Here is a 22,159-nt window from a genome sequence, read left to right on the forward strand (position 1 = left end):
GGCGGATGCTGGACGTCACGCAACGGAGGAAGTGTAGTGCCGCTGATTTCCTGGGGGTCCGATCCCCTCGGACTCTTTCGAAGATGCAGATGAGCATGGTGCGCTGCTGACCCACAGCGCCTGTCAGTGACAAGATCCCGGCCCGGTGCGATCACGGCCGGTAAGCATCTCGCTCAGGAATCTTGAAACGGGAGACCTTCTCGTCATCGCGCCCTCGGGCGCCCATGAGTGGCCACGCTGTGCGCGTGGCTTGAAAAACTCCGACCGGCGAGCGAATGGAGGTGACTGACAATGACAGCCGAGGACTTCCTGGCTTCCCGCGAGGCGGGCGAGGCCGCGACGAAGTGGTAATCGTCGCGACCGATAGGTAAGGGGTGCCGGGCGGATCTCCGTATTCGCCCGGCACCCCGTCAGGGCAGTGTGTACGAGGGTGGGTGGGACAATGCTGCACGGACTCTTGAACGAGGAATCGATAAACTCACTTCAGGGCCAGGAGTATCGCGATCGGATCCAGCGGATAGAAAAGGCGCTGACCGATGCCGCCGACGGCGACCTCTCACTGAAGGAACTGGCCGAGTGGGCGGTCGGGCACCGGGACTGGAACGTCAGGCGCCTCGCCGTGGAGACCCTCGCCGCCCGGTTCGTCGACGCGCCCGAGGCACGGGCGGCGATCACCGAGGCGATCCACGACGACGTCGACTGGGTGGCCTTCACCGCCATCAAGGTCGCCGGAGAGCACCGGGTCCCGGAGGCGGTGGCCCACATGATCCGCATCTCCGGCTGGCCCAGCAACTTCACCAAGCCCGCCTATGCCCGCAAACCCGTGGGCTGCGGTGCCGCCTTCACCAAGCGCGCGCTACTCGACTTCTTCGACTCCACCGACCCGGACGAGCTCCGCGAGCTGGAGGACCGCCACTTCGCCCGGCTGCGGGCCACTGTGGACTCCGCCAGACGCGAACCGGACCTGCGCGATGCCGTGCTGATTCCGGCCGGGCCCTTCATCGCCGGGGCCCGGGTGAACGACATCGGCCCCTTCCAGATGGACAACACCGACAATCCGCTGCGCGTCGAGGACCTTCCCGCGTATTACATCGACCGGACCACGGTGACCAACGCCCGGTACGCGGAATTCCTCGACGCGGTGGGTGGCTCCAGGGAGTTCTCCCACCCCGATGAGCCCGACGGCAAGGACTACACCCCGGCGCACTGGCACGATCCTCGGTTCAACGGGCCGGACTTCCCGGTGGTCGGGGTCGACTGGTACGACGCCTACGCGTTCGCCCGCTGGGCCGGCGGCACGCTGCCCTCGGAGAACGAATGGGAGAAGGCCGCCCGCGGAACCGACGGCCGGATCTATCCATGGGGCGACGAATGGAGCAATGACAAGGCACAAAGCGTCTTCACGGCATACGGCCGCGACGACATCCGGAATCTCGCGGAACTGGAGGAGCTGCTCGTCACCACCACCGTCTCCTGGCCCGCGCGCCCGGTGGCAGCGGCCGACTCCCATCCGGCCGGCGCGAGCCCCTACGGCGTCCTCAACATGGCGGGGAACGTCTGGGAGCTCACCCGCACCAATTTCTTCACCCGGGCCGATATGGCCCCCTTCTTCAAGGGGCGTTCAGGACAGGAATTCATGAACCGTCCCGAGGCTTTCCATGTGCTGCGCGGTGGGACGTGGACCTCGCCTCCGGTCTGCCTGTCGACCTTCTACCGAGGTAAGGACCTGCTCACCGACCGGCACAACGAAGTCGGCTTTCGCTGCGTATACGACGCTTCTGGAAAGTGAGGTTGCACCATGCCGGACCGAGGCGAGCGCGATGTGCTGCGGCAGTCTCTGGTGGAGGGGATCCATCTGCTCGCGGAGCTGGGCTACAGCGAGGGCATCGCGGGCCATGTGAGCGTGCGCGACCCGGAGGACCCGGATGCCTACTGGGTCAATCCCTTCGGTCTGGACTTCCACCATGTGAGGGTCGACGATCTGCTCCTCGTCGGGGCGCAGGGCACCGTCCTGGAGGGCTCGGGCGAGCTCAATCCCTCGGTGGACCCGCTCCATGGCGAACTGCATCGCAACCGGCCGGACCTGGTGGCCTTCGCCCATACCCACTCGATGTACGGCAAGACCTGGTCGTCCCTGGGCCGACTGCTCGATCCGATCACTCAGGACGCCTGCGTCCTCTACCGGCGGCACGGCCTGTACGACCGGTTCACCGGTCTGGTCAACGCACGCCAGGAGGGCAAGGAGGTCATCGAGGCCATGGGCGACGGCACTGCCGTGATCATGCAGAATCATGGCTTCCTGGCCGGGGGCCGCTCCCTGGGCGAGGCGATCTGGCTGTTCATCGTCATGGAACGGGCCGCCGCGTCCCAGCTGATGGCCGAGGCCGTCGGCACACCGCGGCTGATCCCGCACGAGACGGCCCTGGAGACCGGACGCGCGCTGGCCAAGCTCGAATTCGCCGACCGGCAGTACCGGAATCTGTACGAGACGACCTGCCGACGCGGGAAGTGACACCATGAAGGTCGGGCTCAACTTCCTGCCCACCGTGGGCCCCGGCGAGATGCCGGCCGAGCGGTTCTACGACGAGATCATCGAGCTCAGCGAGCTGGCCGACCGGCTCTCCTTCAGCCATGTGAAGCTGGTCGAGCACCACTTCCACGAGTGGGGCGGATACAGTCCGGACCCGGTGGCGCTGCTGTCGGCCATCGCCCGGCGGACCACCCGCGTACGGCTGGTGACCGGGGCGGTCACCCCCGCGTTCACCCACCCCATCAAGCTGGCCGCCTCACTGTCGGTCCTCGACAACCTCTCGCACGGCCGCCTCGACGCCGGGTTCGGCCGGGCGTTCCTGCCCTCGGAGTTCGAGGCGTTCGGGGTGGACATGGCCGACAGCCGGGCCCTGCTGGAGGAGAACGTCGAGGCCGTCGAGCGGCTCTGGACGGACGAGGGCTTCCGCTGGGAGGGCCGCTTCCACCGCTTCGGCCCGCTGCCCGCGATGCTGCCCCGCCCCGCACAGCGGCCCCGGCCACCGGTGTTCATCGCCGCCACCACCTCTCCGGAGACCTTCACCTGGGCCGCGTCCAAGGGGTACCACCTCATGATCATCCCGGTGGTGGCCAGCCATGAGAAGCTCACCGGGCTGCTCGATCTGTACCGCGCCACCCGGATCGAGCACGGCCACTCCCCCGACTTCCGACTGCATGTCAGCTACCACTGCTATGTGGCGGAGAGCCAGCACGAGGCGGTGGCGCGAGCCGAGGAGCACTACGCCGCGTATCGGACCAAACAGCTTGAGGCTTACGGGAGTTGGCGCGGCATCACCTCGAACCAGTACCAGGGCTATGAGCGCATGGAACAGGCGGCTCGCACGACCACGGTGGCCGGTCTGATGGCCGCCGACAACATCATCGTGGGCGGGGTGGCCGAGACCGCCGCCACCATCCGCCGCATCGGCAAGCTCTACCCCGGCGCCGAACTGAGCCTGCAGCTGCGGTTCGGGTCCGTCTCGCACACAGAGGCCACGCGGGCGGTGCGGCTGCTCGGGGAGCGAGTGCTGCCCGAGCTCATGGAGGGCGTATGACCGCGTCCGGCGATCCGGTTCCGCTCAGTCCGCAGCAGGAGTGGATCTGGGAGAGCATGCGCTTCATGAACCCGGACGACGCGGCGATGACCAGGACCAATGTCTGTCTGGCGTTCACGTTGCGCGGCCCCCTGGACACCGGGCGGCTCGAACGGGCGCTGGCCGACGTCCGCCGACGGCACGAGGCGCTGCGCACCAGCCTCAGCGACCTGGGCACCGCGCCCCGCACCCACGTCCAGGACGCGGAGGACTCGCATCCGCCCCGCCTCGCCCTGGTGGATCTCTCCGGCGTGCCACCGGAGGATCGGGACACCTACTGCGAGCTGGTGGCCGGCGCCGAGGAGCACCGCGTCTTCGACTACGTCCGGGGCCCGCTGTGGCGGGCGACGCTGGTGCGCCGCTCCCCGACGGAGCATGTGCTGGTCCTGTCCGCCGCCCATCTGGTGCTGGACGCCCCCTCGGTGCAGACGGTCGTCCGGCACCTGGCCGAGGCGTACGAGGGGACCGCCCCTCCGGCGCGGCAGGAGCAGTACCGCGACTTCGTGCGGCGGGCCGCCCGGCCACCCGCGGACGCCGACCGGCGTCTGGAGCACTGGCGCCGGGTGCTCAGCCCCCTGCCCGCCCCGCTCGACGTCCGCACCGACTACCCCGCGGCCCCACCGCCGGTCTTTCTGCGGGAGACGACGCCGTTCCGGGCCGAGGCCGATCCGGCGGCCCTCGCCGGGCTCCGTGGCCGGGCGGGCGTCACCCCCTATCTGATTCATGTCGCGGCCTATGTGGCCGCCCTCGCGGACCTCTGCGGGGCGCGGCGCGTCGTGGTCGGATCCACGCTGACCCGTCTGGAGCTCAAACCGGATCCGCATACGGTCGGGCACTTCGCCGATCTGGTGCTGCTGCCGGTCGAGGTGCGCCCCGAGCACACCTTCGGCGAGCTTCTGGAACACGTCAGGGACGCCACACTCGACGCCTACGACAACCAGTTGCCGTATCTGCGCATCGCCGACACGATCGACCCGGACTTCACGGCCAGACGGCCCTGGCCGGCGAGGGCGCTGTACCACGTGTGGGTGCGCGGCAGCGTCCTCAACGCCGACCTGGGCCCGCCGGAGCGCATCGGCGACGCCGAGGTCCATCCCTTCGAGTTCACCAGGGAGACCTGTTATCCCATCGAGCTGGACGGCGATCGGTACGCGCATGTCTACGGCCAGAACGTGGTGCCCACCCTCTACGCCGGCCCGACCGGGCTGGAGGGCGAGATGACGTACAACCGCGCGGCCTTCACCCCGAGCGGCGCACAGCGCTACGTCGACCGCCACTGCCAGAACCTGGAGCACATGCTCAAGGACCCCCAGACGCGGATCGGGGAGGTGTGGCATGACAGCGGCCGCTGACCCACCCGGACACGGCCGTCCGGCCCGCACCCACGACCTGGTGCGCGACGCCGCACTACGGTGGCCGGACCGCCCGGCGCTGATCGAGGGCGACACCGTCCTCAACTACCGCCAACTCGACCGGAGCGCGGAGGACTTGGCCCAGACCCTGGTGGCGCGGGGCGCGGCCCCCGACATGACCATCGGGGTCAGCGCGCCACGCTCCGCCGAGCACGTGATCGCCGCGCTCGCCGTGTGGAAGGCCGGTGGCGTCTGTGTGCCACTGGCGACGGATCTGCCCCCGGCCCGGATCGCGGACATGCTGCGGATCGCCGGGGTGCGACTGGCGGTGGGTCCGGGACTGACCATCAGCGAGGTCGCGGATCCCCCCGTGGACCAGCCACTCGCCGGTCTGCCCCCGGCTCCGGAGGGCGAGGACGGCGCCGTCGCCTGCGTCTACTTCACCTCGGGCTCGACCGGCAGCCCCAAGGCGGTGGGCCTCACGCACGCGGGCATCGTGAACGAGGCGCTGTGGTCCCATGACGCCTTCTCGATCCGCCCCGAGGACCGCAGCGGTTGGCTGGCCTCCCCCGGATTCGCCATCTCTCGATGGGAGTTGTGGACTCCGCTGACCGCGGGCGCCGCCATCGCCGTCTCCGAGGAAGGCGCCGTCCGCGAGCCGGGGGCGCTCCGTGACTGGCTGCTGGACCAGGGGGTGACCTGGAGCATCGTGGTGACCGGGCTCGCGGAACGGCTCTTCGGCGTCCCCTGGCCGGCCAACTGCCCGCTGCGCCTGCTGGTGACGGGCGGTGAGCAACTGCGGGTCTGGCCCCGCGGGCTGCCGTTCGAGGTCGTCAACTCCTACGGTGTCACCGAGGCGTCCAGCGTCCGCCTCGCGGCCCGGCTCGGCCCCTCCGAGGGTTCCACCGGACATCTGCCCTCGGTGGGCCGTCCGATCCGCGGTACCCGGGTCCATGTGCTCGACGACGCACTGGCCCCGGTGCCCGACGGGGAGGTCGGGGAGCTGTTCATCGGCGGTGTCGGACTGGCCCGCGGCTACCTCGGCGACCCGGAACAGACCGCACGGCGCTTCGTACCCGATCCGTTCCACGGCGGCGGGCGGCGCCTGTACCGCACCGGTGATCTGGTGCGCGTCGATGAGAAGGGGCGGGTGGAATTCGTCCGCCGGCTGAACGACGACCCGAAGGTCGGCGGTGTCCGCGTCGACCTCGCGGCCGTCGAGGCCGCGCTGCTCGCCTCGCCCGGGGTCACCGGGGCCGCGGCCTCGATCCGTGTCCACGACGGGGAGCGGCCACGGCTGGTGGGGTATCTGGTCGTGGACGACGACCGGCCGGCCCCCGATGAGGTGATCGACGCGGTCGCCCGGCGGCTGCCCCCTCAGATGGTGCCCGGCGTCCTGGTGCGCCTCACCTCCCTGCCGCTGCTGTCCAGCGGGAAGGTGGACCGCGGCCGGCTCCCGGAACCCACGGCGGACATCGTGTTCCGCGGTCGTCGGGCCACGGCGCGGGACGAGACCGAGCAGCGGGTCATCGACGTCTTCCGGGAAGTCCTCGGCCGCGCGGACATCGGCGCCCACGACGACTTCTTCGGCTTGGGCGGGGACTCCATGGGTGTCGCCCGGGTGCGGCAGTCCCTCCTGGAACGGCACGGCATCGACGTCCCCTACACCCTCATCTTCCGTCAGCGGACCCCGCGCCGGATTTGTACGGCCGCCAGCGATGGCGGGGAGGAGCCCCGGTGACCTTCACGGACGCGCCCAGCAGGATTCCGGCTCTGGCGAGCCGTACGGACCAGCTCGCGGACTCCGCCGTCGGCGCCGTGCTCCGGCTGACCGACGGCCACGATGTGATCGCTCTGGCGGCCGGCAGCCCGGCGCCGGAGACCTACTGCCACCAGGAGTTCACCGACGCCACCACCCGCCTGCTGAGCCAGGGCGGCCTGCCGCTGCGGTACGGCGACGCGAGCGGGCTGCCCGAGCTCCGGTCGTGGATCGCGGCCCGGGAGTCCGCCGAGCTCGGCCGTCCGGTCGACGCGGGGCAGGTGCTTCTCACCCATGGCTCACAACAGGGCCTCGACCTGCTGTGCAAGGCGCTGCTCGATCCCGGGGACGTGGTCTTCGTGGACCGGCCCAGCTATGTGGGAGCGCTGCAGGTCTTCCGTCTCTTCCAGGCCCGGGTGGTGGACGTTCCCCTGGGGTCGGACGAGGGTCTCGACCGGCTCGAAGCAGCACTGTCGGTGGAGGAACGGGCCAAAATCATCTATGTGGTACCCACCTTCGCCAACCCGACGGGCGCCACCCTGGACACCGCGCACCGGCGCCGTCTGGCCGCCCTCGCCCGGCGGTACGGCTGCCTCCTCGTCGAGGACGACCCATACCGGGATCTCGGCTACGACACCGTCGCGCCCCGGTCGGCCGCCGCGACCTCCGCCGTGGCCGGCGCCGTACGCATGGGTACCTTCTCCAAAGTGCTCTTCCCTGCGGCGCGCCTGGGCCATCTGGTCGTCCCGCCGTTTCTCACCGATGTGCTGATGAAGTTCAAACAGGCGGCCGACCTGGGGAATTCGCTTCTGATGCAGCAGGTGGTGCATGAGCTCGTCCAGGAGCCCGGCTTTCTGGCCACCCGGCTGGAGCGCTCCCGTCATCTCTATCGCAAGCGCCGCGACGCACTGGTGAGCGCCTTGGCCGACTCCTTCGAGGGGGCTTTGGAGTTCGAGGTGCCCCACGGTGGTTTCTTCGTCTGGGCCAGGCTTCCCGGGGGCGCCGACGCCACCGAACTGCTGGCCGCCGCGGTCGAGGAAGGTGTCTCCTTCGTACCGGGGACCGATTTCTACGCGACCGGGCCCGACCCGTCCACCCTCCGGCTGTCCTTCTCCTGCACCCGTGCCGAGGACATCGTCGAAGGCGTCGCCCGGCTGGAACGGGCGTGGCGGACCCTGCGCAAGGGACCCCGCTCATGAAGCTCACCAGGGACGACGCCGGAACCTTCCCGGGCCTCGACGAGGCCCCGTTCGACGTGGACGCGTTCCTGGCCCGGCCCCTGGTGGCCCGGCTGGCCACCGAGGGCCCACGGGTGCGGCCCGTGTGGTTCCTGTGGGAGGACCACGCCTTCTGGGTGCTCACGGGCCCCTGGGCCCGGCTGGAGGAGCGACTGGACCGCGCCCCGGTCTTCGAACTCGTGGTGGACTCGTGCGACCTCGCGACCGGCACCGTTCACCAGGTCATCGCCCGTGGCCACGGCCGGGTGGTGAACTTCGACACGGACCGGGGCCGCCGCAAGCTCACCCGGTACCTGGGCGAGCGGGAAGAGCTGTGGGACGCCCGGTTCAGCCTGCGCGACGACCCGTCCGCCCGGGGCACCCGCTGGGCCCTGCTGGTGCCCGACACCCTGTGGATCGCGGACCTGTCCTTCCGCCCGCCCCGCGAAGCGCGAATGGACCGCCCATGAGCACGGACACCACGGACGAGACGGCGGGCGGGGCCGCCGGCCACCGGTCCTACCGCCAGGTGCTGACGGGGAACCCGCGCCTGGCCGTACTGCTCGCCGGGTATGTGATCTCCAGCGTGGGCGATGGCATCCTGCTGATCGTCCTGCCGCTGCTGGCCATACGCCACCACGGGCAGCTCTCCGCCCCCGTGGCGGTCGGCCTGGTGATGACCGCACCGTATGTGCTGTCGACCGTGCTCGCCCTCAGCATCGGCCTGGGACGGCTGCGACTGCCCACCCGGGCCGTGGTCATCACCGACAGCGCGCTGCGCACCGTCCTCTTCACGGTGGTGGGCCTCGCCGCCATGGCCGACCGGATCGACATCCGGTTCCTGGTGGTGGCGCTGCTCCTCGGGTCCGTTCTGCATCAGACGGCGTCCAGCAGCCGGCGCCTCGTCGCCACCGGTATGGCCGGGAAGGGCGAGCTCTTCACCGTCAACGGGCTGCTGGGCTTCGCCAACAGCCTGGCGCTCTACGTCGTAGGGCCGGCGGTCGGTGGCGCGGTCACGGTCGCGTTCGGAGCGGACGTGGCCGTCCTCCTCGAAGCGCTCAGCTTCCTCTTGCTGTTCGGGGCCGTCGCGCTCGTCGTGCCGCCACAGCCGAGAGCGCCCCGGGCGGAGCGGTCGACGGAGTCCGGGTGGCGAATCCTGCGGCTGCGTCCCGTGGCCGCCCGCCTGTTCTTCGTGGTCTTCTTCTTCAATCTGTCCTATATGCCGGTGGAAGTGGCGCTTCCCGTGCTGGTCAACGGAGATCTCCACGGGGACGGAAACACACTGGGCATCATCTGGACCGCCTTCGGCGCCGGGGCGCTGATCGGCGGGGCGCTCACCGGTTTCCTGCGGAAACTGCACCAGCAGGCCGTCCTGGTGGCGGTCATCGCGCTGTGGGGCGGCTCGGTGGTGCTTCTCGCCCTGGCCCCCTCCGGGCCGGTGGCGATGTGCGCCTTCGCCCTGGGCGGACTCATCTACGCCCCGTTCACACCCATCGCCTACACCTTTGTGCAGTCGGAGCTCCCGCCCCATGAGCAGCAGCCGGTGATCACGCTCTGGACCACCGGCTCGACGCTGGCGGCCCCGATCGGCCTGCCGCTCAGCGGCCCGCTGGTGAGCGCGCTCGGTGCGCGCGGCGGACTGCTGCTCTCCGCGGCATTGACCCTCGTTCTCGTTCCGTTCGCCGCCAAGGGCCTGCTGGGCCCGCGCCGAGTCGCATAGCCAGAGGAGTGCGCACGTGCAGGGATACGAATCGTCGACCTACGGCGACCACATGACCGACCACGACGCCATCGGCTGGCCGGCCGCGAAGGACGAGGACGCGGCGGTGGGGTTCCTCGTGGACGTGGCCAAGCCCGGCCATGCGCTGGAGCTCGGGGTGGGCACCGGGCGGGTCGCCCTGCCGCTGGCGGAGCGAGGGGTGCGGGTCACCGGCATCGAGGCCTCCCCCGTCATGCTCCGGCAGATGGCCGACAAGCCGGGCAGCGCGCGGGTGCGGGCCGTCCAGGGCGACTTCGCGGAGGCCGCCGTCGACGGGACCTTCGACCTCGTCTACGCCGTCCAGCACACGTTCTTCCTGCTGCGCGACCAGGAGACCCAGATCCGCTGCTTCCAGAACGTGGCCGCGCGGCTGGCCCCCGGTGGCGTCTTCGTCCTCCAGCTCTTCGTCCCCGATCCGCACCGGCTGATCCAGCCGCAGGCCAGTGACGCCCTTCATGTGGCACTCGACCAGGTGGTCCTGCGGGTCTCGAAGTTCGACCGGGTGACGCAGACGGTCAACCGGCAGTACGTCGCCATCACCGAGGGCGGGACGAAGCTGTACCCCATGGTGTTCCGCTACGCATGGCCCACCGAGCTGGACCTGATGGCACGGCTGGCGGGCCTCCGGCTGGAAGGGCGCTGGGACGGCTGGTCGCGGGCGCCCTTCACCGCGGAGGGCGGGTATGTCGTGGTTTACCGGAAGCCCGCCGAGGCGGTGTGAGGGCCTACGCCACGGTGTCGCCGACCCGGACGGGTCCGTTGGTGGTGACCGACTGGATGGCCGCGAGCGCGACGGACAGGGCGACGCGGGCGTCCTGTCCGGTGACGGAGGGGGCACGTCCGGTGCGCACGCACTCGGCGAAGTCGGCGAGTTCGGCGACATAGGCGTCGTGGAAGAGATCCTGGTCGTAGGTGACGCATGCGGCGGTGAGGCCGTCCGGGCCGTAGGCGGTCAGATGGCTGCGGCGGATGTCGCCCATGGTGAGCATGCCGGCCGAGCCGAAGACCTCACCGCGGACGTCGTATCCGTACACCGCCTGGAAGTTCGCCTCGGCGGTGGCGAGGGCGCCGTTGTCGAAGCGGATGGTGACCACGGCGGTGTCGAGCAGTCCGCGGTCCTTGAAGTCGGGGCGGACCAGGGCGTCGGCGAACGCGAAGACCTCGACGGGCGCGGCGCCGGGGTTGAGGTGGCGCAGGGTGTCGAAGTCGTGGATGAGGGTCTCCAGGAAGATGGTCCACGGCGGGATGCGGCCCGGGTCGGCCAGCTTGGGGTCGCGGGTGAGCGAACGCAGCAGCTGCGGGGTGCCGATGGCGCCTGCGCGGATCTTCTCGTGGGCGGTGTGGAAGCCGGTGTCGTAGCGGCGGTTGAAGCCCACCTGGAGGGGGACGCCCGCGTGGGCGGCGGCCGCGATGGCGCGGTCCGCCTCATCGAGGGTGACGGCCATGGGCTTCTCGCAGTAGACGGCCTTGCCCGCCCGGGCCGCCGCCTCGACCAGCCCGGCGTGGGTGCGGGCCGGAGTGGCGATGACCACCGCCTCGATTCCGGGGTCGGCGAGCAGCTCGTCTATCTCGGTGTACACCGTGGTGCCGCCCACCCGGTCGCCGAGCCCCTGGGCGGCGCCCGGGGCCGGGTCGGCGATGGCCGCGAGACGGGCGCCGGGGAGGCGGCGCGCGAGGGTCTCGGCGTGGAAGGAGCCCATGCGGCCGGCGCCGATGAGACCGACGGGGAGAGGGTGTCGCGTGGTCATGCGGATGCTCCGTAGATTCCGTGAGTGCGTTGTTCCGTGGGTTCCGTTGTTCCGTAGGTTCCGTAGTTCCGCAGGTGAGAACGGGTGAGAACGGGTGCGATCAGGGCGGTACGGCGTCGCGGCCGCCGGCCGAGGCCATCGCGAGGTCAGCGGGTGAAGGCGGAGCGGAAGCGCTCCAGGGCGAGGTCGCTGTCGCCGGAGGCCCATGCCTCCATGGCCACGGTGCCCTCGTAGCCGAGGTCGACGAGGGTTTGGGCGAGGGCCGGGTAGTTGATCTCCCCGGTTCCCGGCTCGCAACGGCCCGGTACGTCGGCCACCTGGATCTCGCCGATCAGGCCCCGGCTGTGGGCCCTTCGGACCAGCTCGGTCAGGTTTCCCTCGCCGATCTGCGCGTGGTACAGGTCCAGATTCATCCGCAGGCCCGGCCGGTCCACGGCCTCGACCAGGGCCAGGGTGTCGGCGGCCGTCGCGAACGGCACGCCGGGGTGGTCGACGGCGGTGTTGAGGTTCTCCAGGGTGAAGGTGACCCCGGCGCGCTCGCCCAGCTCGGCGAGGCGGGTGAGGGTGCGATGGGCGGCGATCCACATCGGGCCGGTGGCCGGGCCCGCCACCGGCACCACCGGCAGGCCGTCGCCGTCCAGCCCGGTGCCGTGCAGATTCAGCCGGGGACAGCCGAGCCGTTCGGCGACTTTGACCGACTCCTCGGCGGTGCGCAGGAGTTCGGCCGCCCCGGCCTCGTCCGTCAGGCTGCCGCGGAGATAGCCGGTCATCGAGGAGAAGACCGCACCGGTCCGCTCCAGGGCGGCCAGATCGTGCCGGCCCCAGTCCCAGATCTCGACCTGGAAGCCGGCGTCGTGAATACGCCGTGCCCGTTCCTGGACCGGCAGATCCCGGCAGACCATCTCGGCACAGACCGCCAATGTGTACATCGCTGCTCGCCCTCTCTACGACGACCCCGGCAGAAACTAGAACGTTCCAGCTACTAGAACGTTCTAGTGACGAGCAGCAGTACGCCAGCCACCGGGCACCCCTGTCAAGGGCGACGGCTGAATCACTAGAACGTTATAGAATCCGGGCGCCGCGCATCGCGCCCTGGGCTACGATCGTCGCCCGGAAGGCGAAACCCCGACCGCCCCCGCCCGAAGACGACACCTCGACCAGGGAGACCAGTGGTGCCACCGACGCCGGCCGTCCCCCATGGGAAGCGCCCCACCCTCGCGGACGTGGCGGCGCGGGCAGGTGTGTCCACGGCGCTGGTCTCCATCGTGATGCGGGACGCCAAGGGCGCCGGCGCCGCCACCCGCGAGCGGGTCCTCGAGGCGGCACAGGAGATCGGATACCGGCCGGACGCCCGGGCCCGGCTGCTGCGCAGCCACCGGTCCCATCTCCTCGGGGTGCAGTTCGGCCTCCAGCACCCCTTCCACTCCGATCTGCTGGAGGGCATCTACGCGGTGGCCGAGCCCGCCGGGTACCAGATCGCGCTGAGCGCCGTGGCCGCCGGTCGTGGCGAGCAGCGGGCGACCGACGCCCTGCTCGCCGACCGCTGCGAGGCCCTGATCCTGCTCGGCCCGCAGGCCCCGGCCGCGCGGCTGGCGGAACTCGCCGGGCAGCTCCCGGTCGTCTCCGTGGCCCGCCGGCTGCGCGGGACCGCCCCGGGTGTGGAGGTGGTGCGGACCGCGGATGACGAGGGCGCCCGCCAGGCCGTGGACCACCTGGTGGCCCTCGGCCACCGCGACATCGCCCATATCGACGGCGGCAGGGCACCCGGCGCCGCCGACCGGCGCCGTGGCTACCGCACCGCCATGAGCCGCCACGGCCTCGCCGACCGCGTCCACGTGCTGCCCGGCGGGCTCACCGAGGAGGACGGCGCCGCGGGCGCCCACGCCCTCCTCGATGCCACTCCTCTGCCCACGGCCGTCCTCGCCTTCAACGACCGCTCCGCCACCGGTGTCCTGGACACCTTCCTCCGCGCCCGGGTCTCCGTCCCCGACGAGGTCTCCGTCATCGGCTTCGACGACAGCCATCTGGCGCGCCTGGCCCATATCAATCTCACCACCGTCGGCCAGGACATCCCCCGCCTCGCCGAACTCGCCGTCGGCCGGGCCATCGCCCGCCTGGAGGGCGAGCGGACGCCCACCGGGGAGGCGGTGGTCGCTCCGCACCTCGTCATCCGGGGCACGACGGCCGGGCCCGCCTGATACGCGACGACTGGGGCGTTTAGCTGTTGCCTTCTTCGCCGCGCCGGTCTTCCTCCGGCCTGTGGTGAGCGTCCCGGACGCGGTCACTCGACAGGGTTTCGGTGGTGCCGTCCTCGCGGGACGGGGCGCTCAGGACCGGGGGCCGTTGTCGTCGCCGAAGTCGGGTACGTCGGCGGACAGCAGGTGCTCGGCGGCGCCTTCGAGGGCCTTGGCCATCTCGATGGAGCGGGGGAGCATGGTCTTCTCGTAGACGCGGATGGCGTCATCGACGGTGGCCGCGTTCGCGAGGGCGAGGGCGATTTCGCTCGCGTCGAGCATGGCGAGGTTGACGCCGACACCGAGCGGAGGCATGAGGTGGGCGGCGTCGCCCAGCAGGGTCACCGTCGGGTTGTGCTCCCAGGTGTGCGGGACCGGGAGGGCGAAGAGCGGGCGGTCGACGTAGGGGCCCTCGTTGGTGGTGATCATCTGGCGCATGCGGGGCGACCAGTGGGCGTACTCGTCGAGGAGCAGGGCGCGGATGCCGTCGGTGTCGTCGGCGGTCAGGCCGCTCATGGCGAGCCAGTCGACCGGGGCTCGCCGGATGACGTAGACGCGGATGTGGTCTCCGCTGTTGCGCTGGGCGAACAGGGCGCGCTCGCCGTCGGCCGCGCCCGCGCTGCCCGAGCCGACCAGCTCGGCGATGTCGGGGTGCCGGTTCTCCACGTCGGAGAACCATGCCTCCACGAAGCTCATCCCGGTGTACTCGGGGACGGCGGGGGACACGGCCGGGCGCACCCGGGAAGAGGCGCCGTCGGCGCCGATGACCAGATCGGTCTCGATGGTGGTGCCGTCGGCGAAGGACAACTGCCGCGGCCCATCGGCGGGGCCGCCGACCCTGTCGAGGGCGCGGCCCCACTGCACGGTTCCCGGCCGCAAGGAGTCCAGCAGCAGGGTGCGCAGCTGGCCGCGGTCGATTTCCGGCTTGAACAGCTCGTCGGCCTCCGGGACGTGATGAAACGTCATCGTGCCGGCCGGGTCGAACTTGCGCATTTCCTGCCCTTCCGGGCGGGCCAGCTCGAAGAACTCGTCGAGCAGGCCCGCTTCGCGCAGGGCGATCTGGCCGTTGTCCGCGTGCAGGTCGAGGGTGCCGCCCTGGTTGCGCGCACCGGGGCCTGAGTCGCGGTCGTAGACGGTGACCGCTATGCCGCGCTGCTGGAGGATGCGGGCGCAGGTCAGGCCGCCGGGCCCGGCGCCGATGACGCTGATGCGGGCGTGGGCGGGCTCCGGGGAGGTCATGGTGGTTCCTTTCACCGGCGAAGAGGGGCATGGGGCGAGCAGGGCCGGGCGTTCCGGCATCCCCCTCGGCCTCGGACACGCCTCGCACCGGGCCTTCGTGATGCACAGGACGGCGACCAGCGATGCGGTGCGGACGGGGAGCGTGCCGAGGAAGAGGTGCCGCTCGGGTTCTCGCGGACCCCAGAAAAGCAGACCCAGCAGAAAAGTGCAATGAGTCCACTTAGCCCTCGATGCAACTATCGGATATGCTCAAGCCATGACCGAGCCCCCCGTCGGCCGCCGCGAACGCAAGAAGGCGGCCACCCGCCAGGCGATCGCCGACGCCGCGCTGCAGCTCTTCCTGGAACGCGGCTATGACCAGGTGAGCATCCGTGACGTCGCCGACACGGCCGATGTGTCGACCACTACGGTGTTCAAGCACTTCACCGGCAAGGAAGCGCTGGTATTCGACCAGGAGCAGGACCGGGAGTCGGAACTGATCGCGGCGGTGCGGCAGCGAGCCGCCGGTCAGAGCATCCTCGATGCCCTCCGGCAGCACGTCCTGGACACCTGGCTGCCGATCACGGCGCATCCGCGAATGGCCGAGTTCACCAACCTGGTGGACTCCACGCCGGCACTCCGCGCCTACGCCGAGCGCATGTGGACCCGGCACACCGACAGCCTCAGCGCGGCCATCGCCGACGAGCTCGGCGTCGACCACGACGACCTCTCATGTGTGGCTCTTGCCCGATTCGTACTCGAGATCCCGGCCCTGGCCCGCGGTCAACAGGACCGCCGAGCCGCCGTCGACGCCATCTTCGACATCCTCACACAGGGCTGGCAACCGCCGGCCAAGTCGTCCGCGCCCCATAGCTCCTAGGCATCCGCGGAGACGGAAATCACCGCGCGGACGCCGCGCTTGCGCGGGTACTCGCGGATGGCTCCCCGGGACCGCGGCGACGCGGCGATAGAGTGCCCGGGAATGTCCCTCGATCCCTGGAGAGAGCGCGGTTGAGCGACACAGTAGTCATCTTGACTGCACTGGGCCTGGAGTATGACGCGGTGCGGGCGTACCTCAGGGAACGGGACTTCGTCCGCCATGAGACCGGCACCGTCTTCGAAGTGGGCACGCTCGCCGGGACCGCATGGCGGATGGCGCTGGCGGAGGTCGGAGCGGGCAATGACGCGGCCGCCGTCGTCACCGAGCAGGCCCGCCAGCTCTTCTCGCCCAGAGCACTCCTGTTCGTGGGTGTCGCGGGCGCCATCAAAGACGACCTGGCACTCGGTGATGTCGTCGTCGCCACTCGGGTGCATTCCGTTCACGGCGGCAAGGACGCCCCCGAAGGATTTCTGGCCCGTCCGGAGGGCTGGGCCGGTTCACATGAGCTGGTGCAGTCGGCCAAGCACGCGCTGCGTGACCAGTCATGGCACACCGAGTCGGCACCGGGCGACACCGAGGGGCAGCGGCACCCACGCGTACACTTCAAGCCCATCGCGGCCGGCGACGTCGTGCTCAACTCCGCCACCTCCGTACTGCGCCAGCAGCTGCGGACCTACTACAACGACGCCGTGGCCATTGAGATGGAGAGCGCCGGAATGGCGCATGCCGCCCAGATCGGCCGTGTCGAGGCCCTGACCGTCCGTGGCATCAGCGACATGGCCGATGGCAATAAATACGCGGAGGCCGACACCGAGCACCAGCCTCGCGCCGCCGCCCATGCCGCGGCAGCAGCGGTCGCCGTGATACGGCATCTGCCACCGCCCCAAGCGCCGTCCGCCCCACACAGCCGGGCAGCGCCTCCCTCTTCGGACCGGGATGGCCTTCCCGGCTCTCCCCGGAGCGGAACGCCCTTGTCGCTCCGGCACCTGTTGTCATGCTTCGCGGACGCACCGCTGCCGCTCTATGTGCTCTCCCCCGCGGCAATCTCGGCAGTCGGCATACCGGAGCTCTCCGCTGACCGGGTGGCAGCTGAGATAAGTGAGTTCACCGTCGAGCCCGTCACGGCGTCCGGGGAACCCGGCGCACCCATGGTGCCCTGTATCAGGGCGGGCGCCGCAACGCCGGTGGACGCCGCAGGCGCAACGCCCGACGAACGTGCCCGCCTGTGCACGTATGCGGGGGCGCTTCTGGATCACGCCGTGGCGGCGCCCCCGGACGACTCCGGCCTGCCCCTCCTGGCGCCGCACGTACTGGCCCTGCTGTGGCGCCGCGACGGCGATCCGGCACGGCCCATCGCGGCCGCGCGCCGAGTGCGGGACGCGTACCTGGCGCGCGGCCGCTACGAAGACGGGCTGCCCCTCGCCGTCCAGCTGGTGATGAGCGGCCAGGGTGGCCTCAAGGACGACCTCGCCCTCGGCCAACTCCACAGCGGGCGGGGGGACTTCGGCGAAGCCGAAGTCGTGCTCCGGCGGGTCCTCGCCAAAGCGGAGAAGGACGCCGCCGAACACGGGCTGTCGCTGGCCGGGCGAACCGGTCCCAGCATGAGGGACGTTCTCACCAACGACGCCGAAGGCCCGTTCACCCGAGATCTCTCCCAGACCCAATGCGACGTGCTCGGATTCGCCGCCAGAGTTCAGCACGCCCTGGGCAACGCTCTCTACGGCCTGCGGCGGTACCCCGAAAGCGAAAGGCTGCTGCAAGCCGCCGTAGGGCTGCTCTGGAGAACCCAGGGGGCGGAGAATCCGGGTCGCATGCTCGCCCAGATGCACCGAGCCCAAGCGGTCGCGCGGCAACATCGGTGGGAAGAGGCACTGGGGCTGGTGCACGATGTGATCCCCTGGGCCGCGCGGCTTCGGCTCGACCAGGACAGCCCGGAGACGGACGCGCTCATCCGCCTGGCGCATGCCGAGGTGACGGCCGAGATCGTGGCCTCTCGCCAGCGAGGCGACAGGCAGCGCACACGAGGCGTCGGGATGTTTCCGGCCCCGGTGGTGAAGTGGCTGGGGCGCACGGTCACCCCCACTCGACCGGACAGACTCACCTGGGCCGACGTGCGAAGTCTCTGCGACGACGCCGTCCGAGCCTGTGAGCGCGCCTTCGGCGGCCCCCATCCGCGGACAACCGAGGCCAGGGCGGTGCGCGACCGTGCGTCCGAGGGCATGGGCGGCTGAACCAGTAGGGGCGACCCCGCTGTCGACGGCCCGTCCACCGGTGCGGTGGACGGGGAAGAGGGATGAGAGGTCAGCCGAGCTTCTTGAGCAGTTCGTCCGCGAGCGGGCCGGAGGAGGCCGGGTTCTGGCCGGTGATCACATTGCGGTCGACTTCCACATGCGGTGCGAAGGGCTCGCCGACCCGCACCGTCAGGCCCGCCTCGGTCAGGCGGTCCTGCAAAAGCCACTTGGCCTTGTCGGCGTTGCCGGCCATCGTCTCCTCCTCATTGGTGAAGGCGGTGATCCGGTAGCCGGCGTAGGCGTGGGTGCTGTCCTCGGTGACCGCCGCCAGCAGCGCCGCCGGGCCGTGGCAGACCACGCTCACCGGCATACCGCTCCGTACCGCCTGGGTGAGGATCCGGCCCGAGTCGGCGTCGACCGCGAGGTCCTCCATGGGGCCGTGGCCACCGGGGACGTGGACGGCGTCGTATTCGTCCAGGCGCACCTCACTCAGCGCGATGGCGGCGCGGAATTCGGCGGCGGTCTCGGCGACGCTCCTGATCCTGGCGGCGTTCTCCGGGCCGCCGTTGGCCTCGCGGCTGAGGCTGGCGGCGTCGACGGGCGGCACGACACCGCCCGGGGTGGCCACGGTGATCTCGTGGCCCGCGGCCTTGAACGCCTCATAGGGGGCAACGGCCTCATCGGCCCAGTAGCCGGTGGGGTGCTTGGTACCGTCGGCCAGTGTCCACTGGTCGGCACCGGTCATCACGAACAGGATCTTCGCCATACTCACTCCTCGGTGCGATCACCCGCCGTACGTGTGATCGCTGGGATCTCCTGGGGCGTTGCCGCCCCCATGTGTCGCCGCCGTCCTGGCGGCGTGCTCGAAGGTAGATCCACTGGGCATCGAAATGCCAATAGGCGAGTCGATCGTCGGCATCGGGATTCCGATGGAAGGAAGAGCCGTACGCCTCTCTATGCTGGACGGCGTGGAGGGCGGAACACCCCAGGACGGCGACCTCGTCATCGGCGGCGGGCGGACACCGCCGCCTGCCGATCTGAATCTGCTGCGCACCTTTCTGGCCGTCTACCGCTCCGGCTCGTTCACCGCCGCGGCGCCGCTGCTCGGGCTCTCTCAACCGACTGTCACCGCCCAGATCCGCACCCTGGAGCAGCAGACCGGGCGCGAGTTGTTCACCCGGCTGCCGCGCGGTGCGGAACCCACTCACCTCGCTCACGATCTGGCCGAGCAGATCGCCGGTCCACTCGACGCCCTCGCCTCCCTCGGCGGCCGCAGCACCGTACTCACCGGACGCGCCATCCCGGTCCATCTGGCCGGGCCGGCCGAGTTGTTGTGCGCCCGCGCCCTGCCCGCACTCGCCTCGCTGGTCGCCGAGGGTCTGCGGCTGCGGATCACGATGGGGCTGACCGATCCGCTGCTGGACGCGCTGGGTGCGGGACACCACGATCTCGTGATCGCCACCAGACGCCCCGGCGGCCGCGCACTGACCTCGCTGCCGCTGGCGGACGAGGACTATGTGCTGGTCGCCTCGCCCGACTGGGCCCGGCGCATCGGGGAGCGGCTGGCGGCCGACGGGCCGTGTGCCGCCGTCCGTGACGTACCGCTGATCACGTACGCGGAGGACCTCCCCATCGCCCGCCGGTACTGGCGCAATGTCTTCGGCAAGCGGCTCACCGCGCAGGCCGCGGTGACCGTGCCGGATCTGCGCGGGGCCGTGTCGGCCGTCGCCGCGGGCGCGGGCTACAGCGTGCTCCCCCGCTACCTGTGCCAGGACGAACTCACGTCCGGCGGGCTGGTCCTGCTCCATGAGCCCGATGAGCCGCCGCTCAACACCCTCTTCCTCGTACAGCGGCCGGGGGCCGACGCCAACCCGGACGTGGCCCGGGTCCGCGAGCGGCTTCAGCGCGCCGCCCGCACCTGGTAACGCGCACGCATCAGGGAAATCCGCCGAACGCGTCACCCTCCGCCACTCGGTGAGGACTGGTCCACCATGCCGTGCTCCCAGGCCCAGGCCGCGATCTCGACGCGGTTGCGGGCGGCCAGTTTGCGCTGGACGTTGCCGAGGTGGGTCTTGACCGTGGACAGGGTGACATGCAGATCGACGGCCACTTCCTCATTGGTACGGCCGCGGGCGACCCGCCGGACCACCTCGCGTTCACGCTGGGTCAGCGGCTCGATCAGACCCTCCGGCCCGCCCCTCCCCCGGCCGGCCGGACGGGCCTCGGAGGGGGCCGACCGGTCGCGGTGGGGTCCTATGTGCGCGAGCAGGCGGACGGTCACCGACGGGGAGATCAGGGAGTTGCCCGAGGCCGCGGCCCGCACCGCTTCGGTGAGCAGGCCGGGCGCGCCGTCCTTGAGCAGAAAGCCGCACGCGCCGTTGCGCAGCGCCCGGTAGACGTACTCATCGAGGTCGAAAGTGGTGGCGATGAGGACGTTGAGGGGGTCCGGCACATCGGGCCCGGCAAGGAGCCGGGTGGCCTCCAGACCATCCAGCTCGGGCATACGGATGTCCAGGAGGCAGACGTCGGGCCGCAGCCGCCGGGCCTGCTCGACCGCCTCGACACCGGTCGCCGCCTGGGCGACCACCCGCATGTCCGGTTGGGAGTCCAGAATCATGCGGAAGGCGGCACGGACCATCTCCTGGTCGTCGGCGATGAGCACCTGGATCGTCATGTCATGCATGATCGCAGGCGCGCGGGCCGTCAGCCGGGGGAGGCCGCGTTCGGGGCCACCTTGCCCAGGGTCGGCGCGTACGCGCTGTCCGCCGTGTTCGCCTTGTTCAACGGGAGGACCGCCACGACGTGCCAGCCGCCGCCGTCCCGTCGCCCAGTGGTGATACGCCCATTGACCTTCTCGACCCGCTCGGCCAGGCCGACCAGACCGTAGCCGCTCCCCTCGACCGACCGCTCGGCTGCGGGCGAGGCGCCACCCTGCCCGTCGTCCACGACCGACACCTCCAGTTGTTCCGGGGCGCCGGGCCGTACACCGATCCGCACCTCGACCCGGCCGACCCCGGTGGCGTGCTTGCGCACGTTGGTCAGCGACTCCTGCACCACCCGGTGGACGGTGGTGAGGATGCCGGGCGGCAGCGGCCGGTCGGCGAGTTCCGGGGCGAGGGTCAGCTCGGCGGGCGGTCCCACCTCGGAGAACTCCTCGGTGAGGTCACGCAGACCGCGCAGCCCCGCCGGATCACCCGTGGGCCGGGTCGTGGCGGAGGCGGTGGTGTGGTCCCGCAGGCTGGAGACCATGGCGCGCATCGACCCCAGCGCCTGGGATCCGGCCCGCTCGATCTGGGCGAGCATCCGGTCCAGGTCCTCCGGGGACTGGGTGTGACCGGCCGCGGCCGTGAAGCGCGCGGCCTTGGTCTGCGCGACGATCGCCGTCACGTGGTGGGCCACGAAATCGTGCAACTCCCTTGCGTGCTCAAGGCGTTGCCCCTGCCGGATGGCTTCGCGCTCCCGCTCCCGCAGCGTGTCGTACAGACGCAGACACAGCCCCACCATCACCATGAACGGCACGGCGCAGACCGCGATGACGGCGATCAGATTCAGCAGGTTGCTGTTCCTCTCCTCGATCCGCAGGGGAAGAACCACGGCGGCGAGTGTGGATCCCGCGGCCAGCCCGGCCGCTCGCAGGGGCGGGCAGCGCCGTACGGCGCGGGTGATGAGCAGCAGCAGCACACCCAGCTCCACCAGGCCCGGGGTGTTCGGGGGACGCTGGGACAGCTGCGCTTCCACCAAGGTCAGCGCGCAGGAGACGGCCGCCGCGCCGATGGCGTAGCGCGCGAAGAGGCGTTCCGGCACGGCGAGCGCGGCCAGGCACAGCACCCCGGACACCATCGTCGCCGCGGCCATCGGCGGATGCGGCGCGTTCAGCCCCTCCAGGACCACGAGGACGACCAGACTGACGCCGACCAGGCCCAGCCACAGATGCCGGAAACGGAAGCGGGACCCGGACAGGGACCGGAAGCGGGACCGGAACTCGGAGATCATGGCAGGTCACGCTACGGCCCGGCCGCCGTCGCCACATCAGACTTTCGGCCGAGGAAGCCGGGGAAGGTGCGCGGATCGCCTCGGCAATCCGGTGGATCCGCCGCGCCGCGCTCTCGCGAAGGATGGCATCCGGGGCGGCCGGAGAGCG

19 protein-coding genes are annotated in these 22,159 nt (G+C 70.8%); 13 read left to right on the forward strand and 6 right to left on the reverse strand.

The genetic code is table 11. From position 1 onward, the window contains the following. Positions 1-442 precede the first annotated feature (442 nt). From CGL27_RS04905 to CGL27_RS04945, 9 genes are read left to right on the forward strand one after another with little or no spacing between them, the layout of a single operon-like run. Complete coding sequence (locus tag CGL27_RS04905) at positions 443-1,789, forward strand: SUMF1/EgtB/PvdO family nonheme iron enzyme (RefSeq protein WP_119984832.1); 1,347 nt, start codon at positions 443-445, stop codon at positions 1,787-1,789. A gap of 9 nt (positions 1,790-1,798) precedes the next feature. Continuing rightward, entirely contained in the window at positions 1,799-2,512 is a 714-nt protein-coding gene (locus CGL27_RS04910) for a class II aldolase/adducin family protein (protein ID WP_078638652.1), read from the forward strand. Between the two features lie 4 nt (positions 2,513-2,516). Then, positions 2,517-3,581 carry an LLM class flavin-dependent oxidoreductase gene (locus tag CGL27_RS04915; RefSeq protein ID WP_119984834.1) on the forward strand — a complete coding sequence of 355 codons (1,065 nt, stop codon included), beginning with the start codon at positions 2,517-2,519 and terminating at the stop codon, positions 3,579-3,581. Next, positions 3,578-4,972 carry a condensation domain-containing protein gene (locus CGL27_RS04920; RefSeq protein WP_119984836.1) on the forward strand — a complete coding sequence of 465 codons (1,395 nt, stop codon included), beginning with the start codon at positions 3,578-3,580 and terminating at the stop codon, positions 4,970-4,972. Before CGL27_RS04915 ends, CGL27_RS04920 begins: the two co-directional genes overlap by 4 nt. Then, entirely contained in the window at positions 4,956-6,713 is a 1,758-nt protein-coding gene (locus CGL27_RS04925; RefSeq protein WP_119984838.1) for a non-ribosomal peptide synthetase, read from the forward strand. Before CGL27_RS04920 ends, CGL27_RS04925 begins: the two co-directional genes overlap by 17 nt. Beyond that, positions 6,710-7,930: a PLP-dependent aminotransferase family protein gene (locus tag CGL27_RS04930; RefSeq protein WP_162952875.1), complete on the forward strand. Its 1,221-nt coding sequence runs from the start codon at positions 6,710-6,712 to the stop codon at positions 7,928-7,930. The genes CGL27_RS04925 and CGL27_RS04930 overlap by 4 nt, the downstream gene beginning before the upstream one ends. Next, the gene (locus tag CGL27_RS04935) at positions 7,927-8,418 is read left to right on the forward strand and encodes a pyridoxamine 5'-phosphate oxidase family protein (RefSeq protein WP_119984842.1); all 492 of its coding nucleotides are present in this window, start codon (positions 7,927-7,929) and stop codon (positions 8,416-8,418) included. Before CGL27_RS04930 ends, CGL27_RS04935 begins: the two co-directional genes overlap by 4 nt. Further along, complete coding sequence (locus CGL27_RS04940; RefSeq protein ID WP_119984844.1) at positions 8,415-9,668, forward strand: MFS transporter; 1,254 nt, start codon at positions 8,415-8,417, stop codon at positions 9,666-9,668. Before CGL27_RS04935 ends, CGL27_RS04940 begins: the two co-directional genes overlap by 4 nt. 16 nt (positions 9,669-9,684) lie before the next feature. Continuing rightward, on the forward strand, positions 9,685-10,428 hold the full coding sequence (locus tag CGL27_RS04945; protein WP_119984846.1) for a class I SAM-dependent methyltransferase: 744 nt from the start codon (positions 9,685-9,687) through the stop codon (positions 10,426-10,428). 4 nt (positions 10,429-10,432) lie between these two features. Here the strand turns inward: CGL27_RS04945 and CGL27_RS04950 are convergent, their stop codons facing one another. Together CGL27_RS04950 and CGL27_RS04955 are read right to left on the reverse strand one after the other, a co-directional pair. Next, the gene (locus CGL27_RS04950) at positions 10,433-11,455 is read right to left on the reverse strand and encodes a Gfo/Idh/MocA family oxidoreductase (protein WP_119984848.1); all 1,023 of its coding nucleotides are present in this window, start codon (positions 11,453-11,455) and stop codon (positions 10,433-10,435) included. A gap of 146 nt (positions 11,456-11,601) precedes the next feature. After that, on the reverse strand, positions 11,602-12,384 hold the full coding sequence (locus CGL27_RS04955) for a TIM barrel protein (protein ID WP_119984850.1): 783 nt from the start codon (positions 12,382-12,384) through the stop codon (positions 11,602-11,604). 243 nt (positions 12,385-12,627) lie between these two features. On the opposite strand from CGL27_RS04955, the gene CGL27_RS04960 reads away from it, so the two are divergent. After that, positions 12,628-13,653: a LacI family DNA-binding transcriptional regulator gene (locus CGL27_RS04960; RefSeq protein ID WP_119994248.1), complete on the forward strand. Its 1,026-nt coding sequence runs from the start codon at positions 12,628-12,630 to the stop codon at positions 13,651-13,653. A gap of 129 nt (positions 13,654-13,782) precedes the next feature. Here the strand turns inward: CGL27_RS04960 and CGL27_RS04965 are convergent, their stop codons facing one another. Continuing rightward, positions 13,783-14,928 carry an NAD(P)/FAD-dependent oxidoreductase gene (locus CGL27_RS04965; protein WP_119984852.1) on the reverse strand — a complete coding sequence of 382 codons (1,146 nt, stop codon included), beginning with the start codon at positions 14,926-14,928 and terminating at the stop codon, positions 13,783-13,785. A 256-nt stretch (positions 14,929-15,184) separates the two neighbouring features. On the opposite strand from CGL27_RS04965, the gene CGL27_RS04970 reads away from it, so the two are divergent. Next, the gene (locus tag CGL27_RS04970) at positions 15,185-15,787 is read left to right on the forward strand and encodes a TetR/AcrR family transcriptional regulator (protein ID WP_119984853.1); all 603 of its coding nucleotides are present in this window, start codon (positions 15,185-15,187) and stop codon (positions 15,785-15,787) included. 152 nt (positions 15,788-15,939) lie between these two features. Further along, a complete protein-coding gene (locus CGL27_RS04975; protein WP_162952876.1) occupies positions 15,940-18,018 on the forward strand; it encodes a tetratricopeptide repeat protein in 2,079 nt (692 codons plus the stop codon). Between the two features lie 70 nt (positions 18,019-18,088). Here CGL27_RS04975 and CGL27_RS04980 read toward each other — a convergent pair whose 3' ends face one another. Next, entirely contained in the window at positions 18,089-18,784 is a 696-nt protein-coding gene (locus tag CGL27_RS04980) for a type 1 glutamine amidotransferase domain-containing protein (protein ID WP_119984857.1), read from the reverse strand. Between the two features lie 190 nt (positions 18,785-18,974). Here CGL27_RS04980 and CGL27_RS04985 point away from each other — a divergent pair, with 190 nt between their 5' ends. Next, positions 18,975-19,943, forward strand: a complete 969-nt coding sequence (locus CGL27_RS04985; protein ID WP_240450356.1) for a LysR family transcriptional regulator — start codon at positions 18,975-18,977, stop codon at positions 19,941-19,943. A 32-nt stretch (positions 19,944-19,975) separates the two neighbouring features. Here CGL27_RS04985 and CGL27_RS04990 read toward each other — a convergent pair whose 3' ends face one another. Together CGL27_RS04990 and CGL27_RS04995 are read right to left on the reverse strand one after the other, a co-directional pair. Beyond that, positions 19,976-20,692 carry a response regulator transcription factor gene (locus CGL27_RS04990; protein ID WP_078647075.1) on the reverse strand — a complete coding sequence of 239 codons (717 nt, stop codon included), beginning with the start codon at positions 20,690-20,692 and terminating at the stop codon, positions 19,976-19,978. A gap of 29 nt (positions 20,693-20,721) precedes the next feature. After that, complete coding sequence (locus tag CGL27_RS04995) at positions 20,722-22,011, reverse strand: histidine kinase (RefSeq protein WP_119984859.1); 1,290 nt, start codon at positions 22,009-22,011, stop codon at positions 20,722-20,724. Positions 22,012-22,159 lie beyond the last annotated feature (148 nt).

This window comes from Streptomyces sp. 11-1-2 (assembly GCF_003595545.1).
GTDB lineage: Bacteria > Actinomycetota > Actinomycetes > Streptomycetales > Streptomycetaceae > Streptomyces > Streptomyces hygroscopicus_B.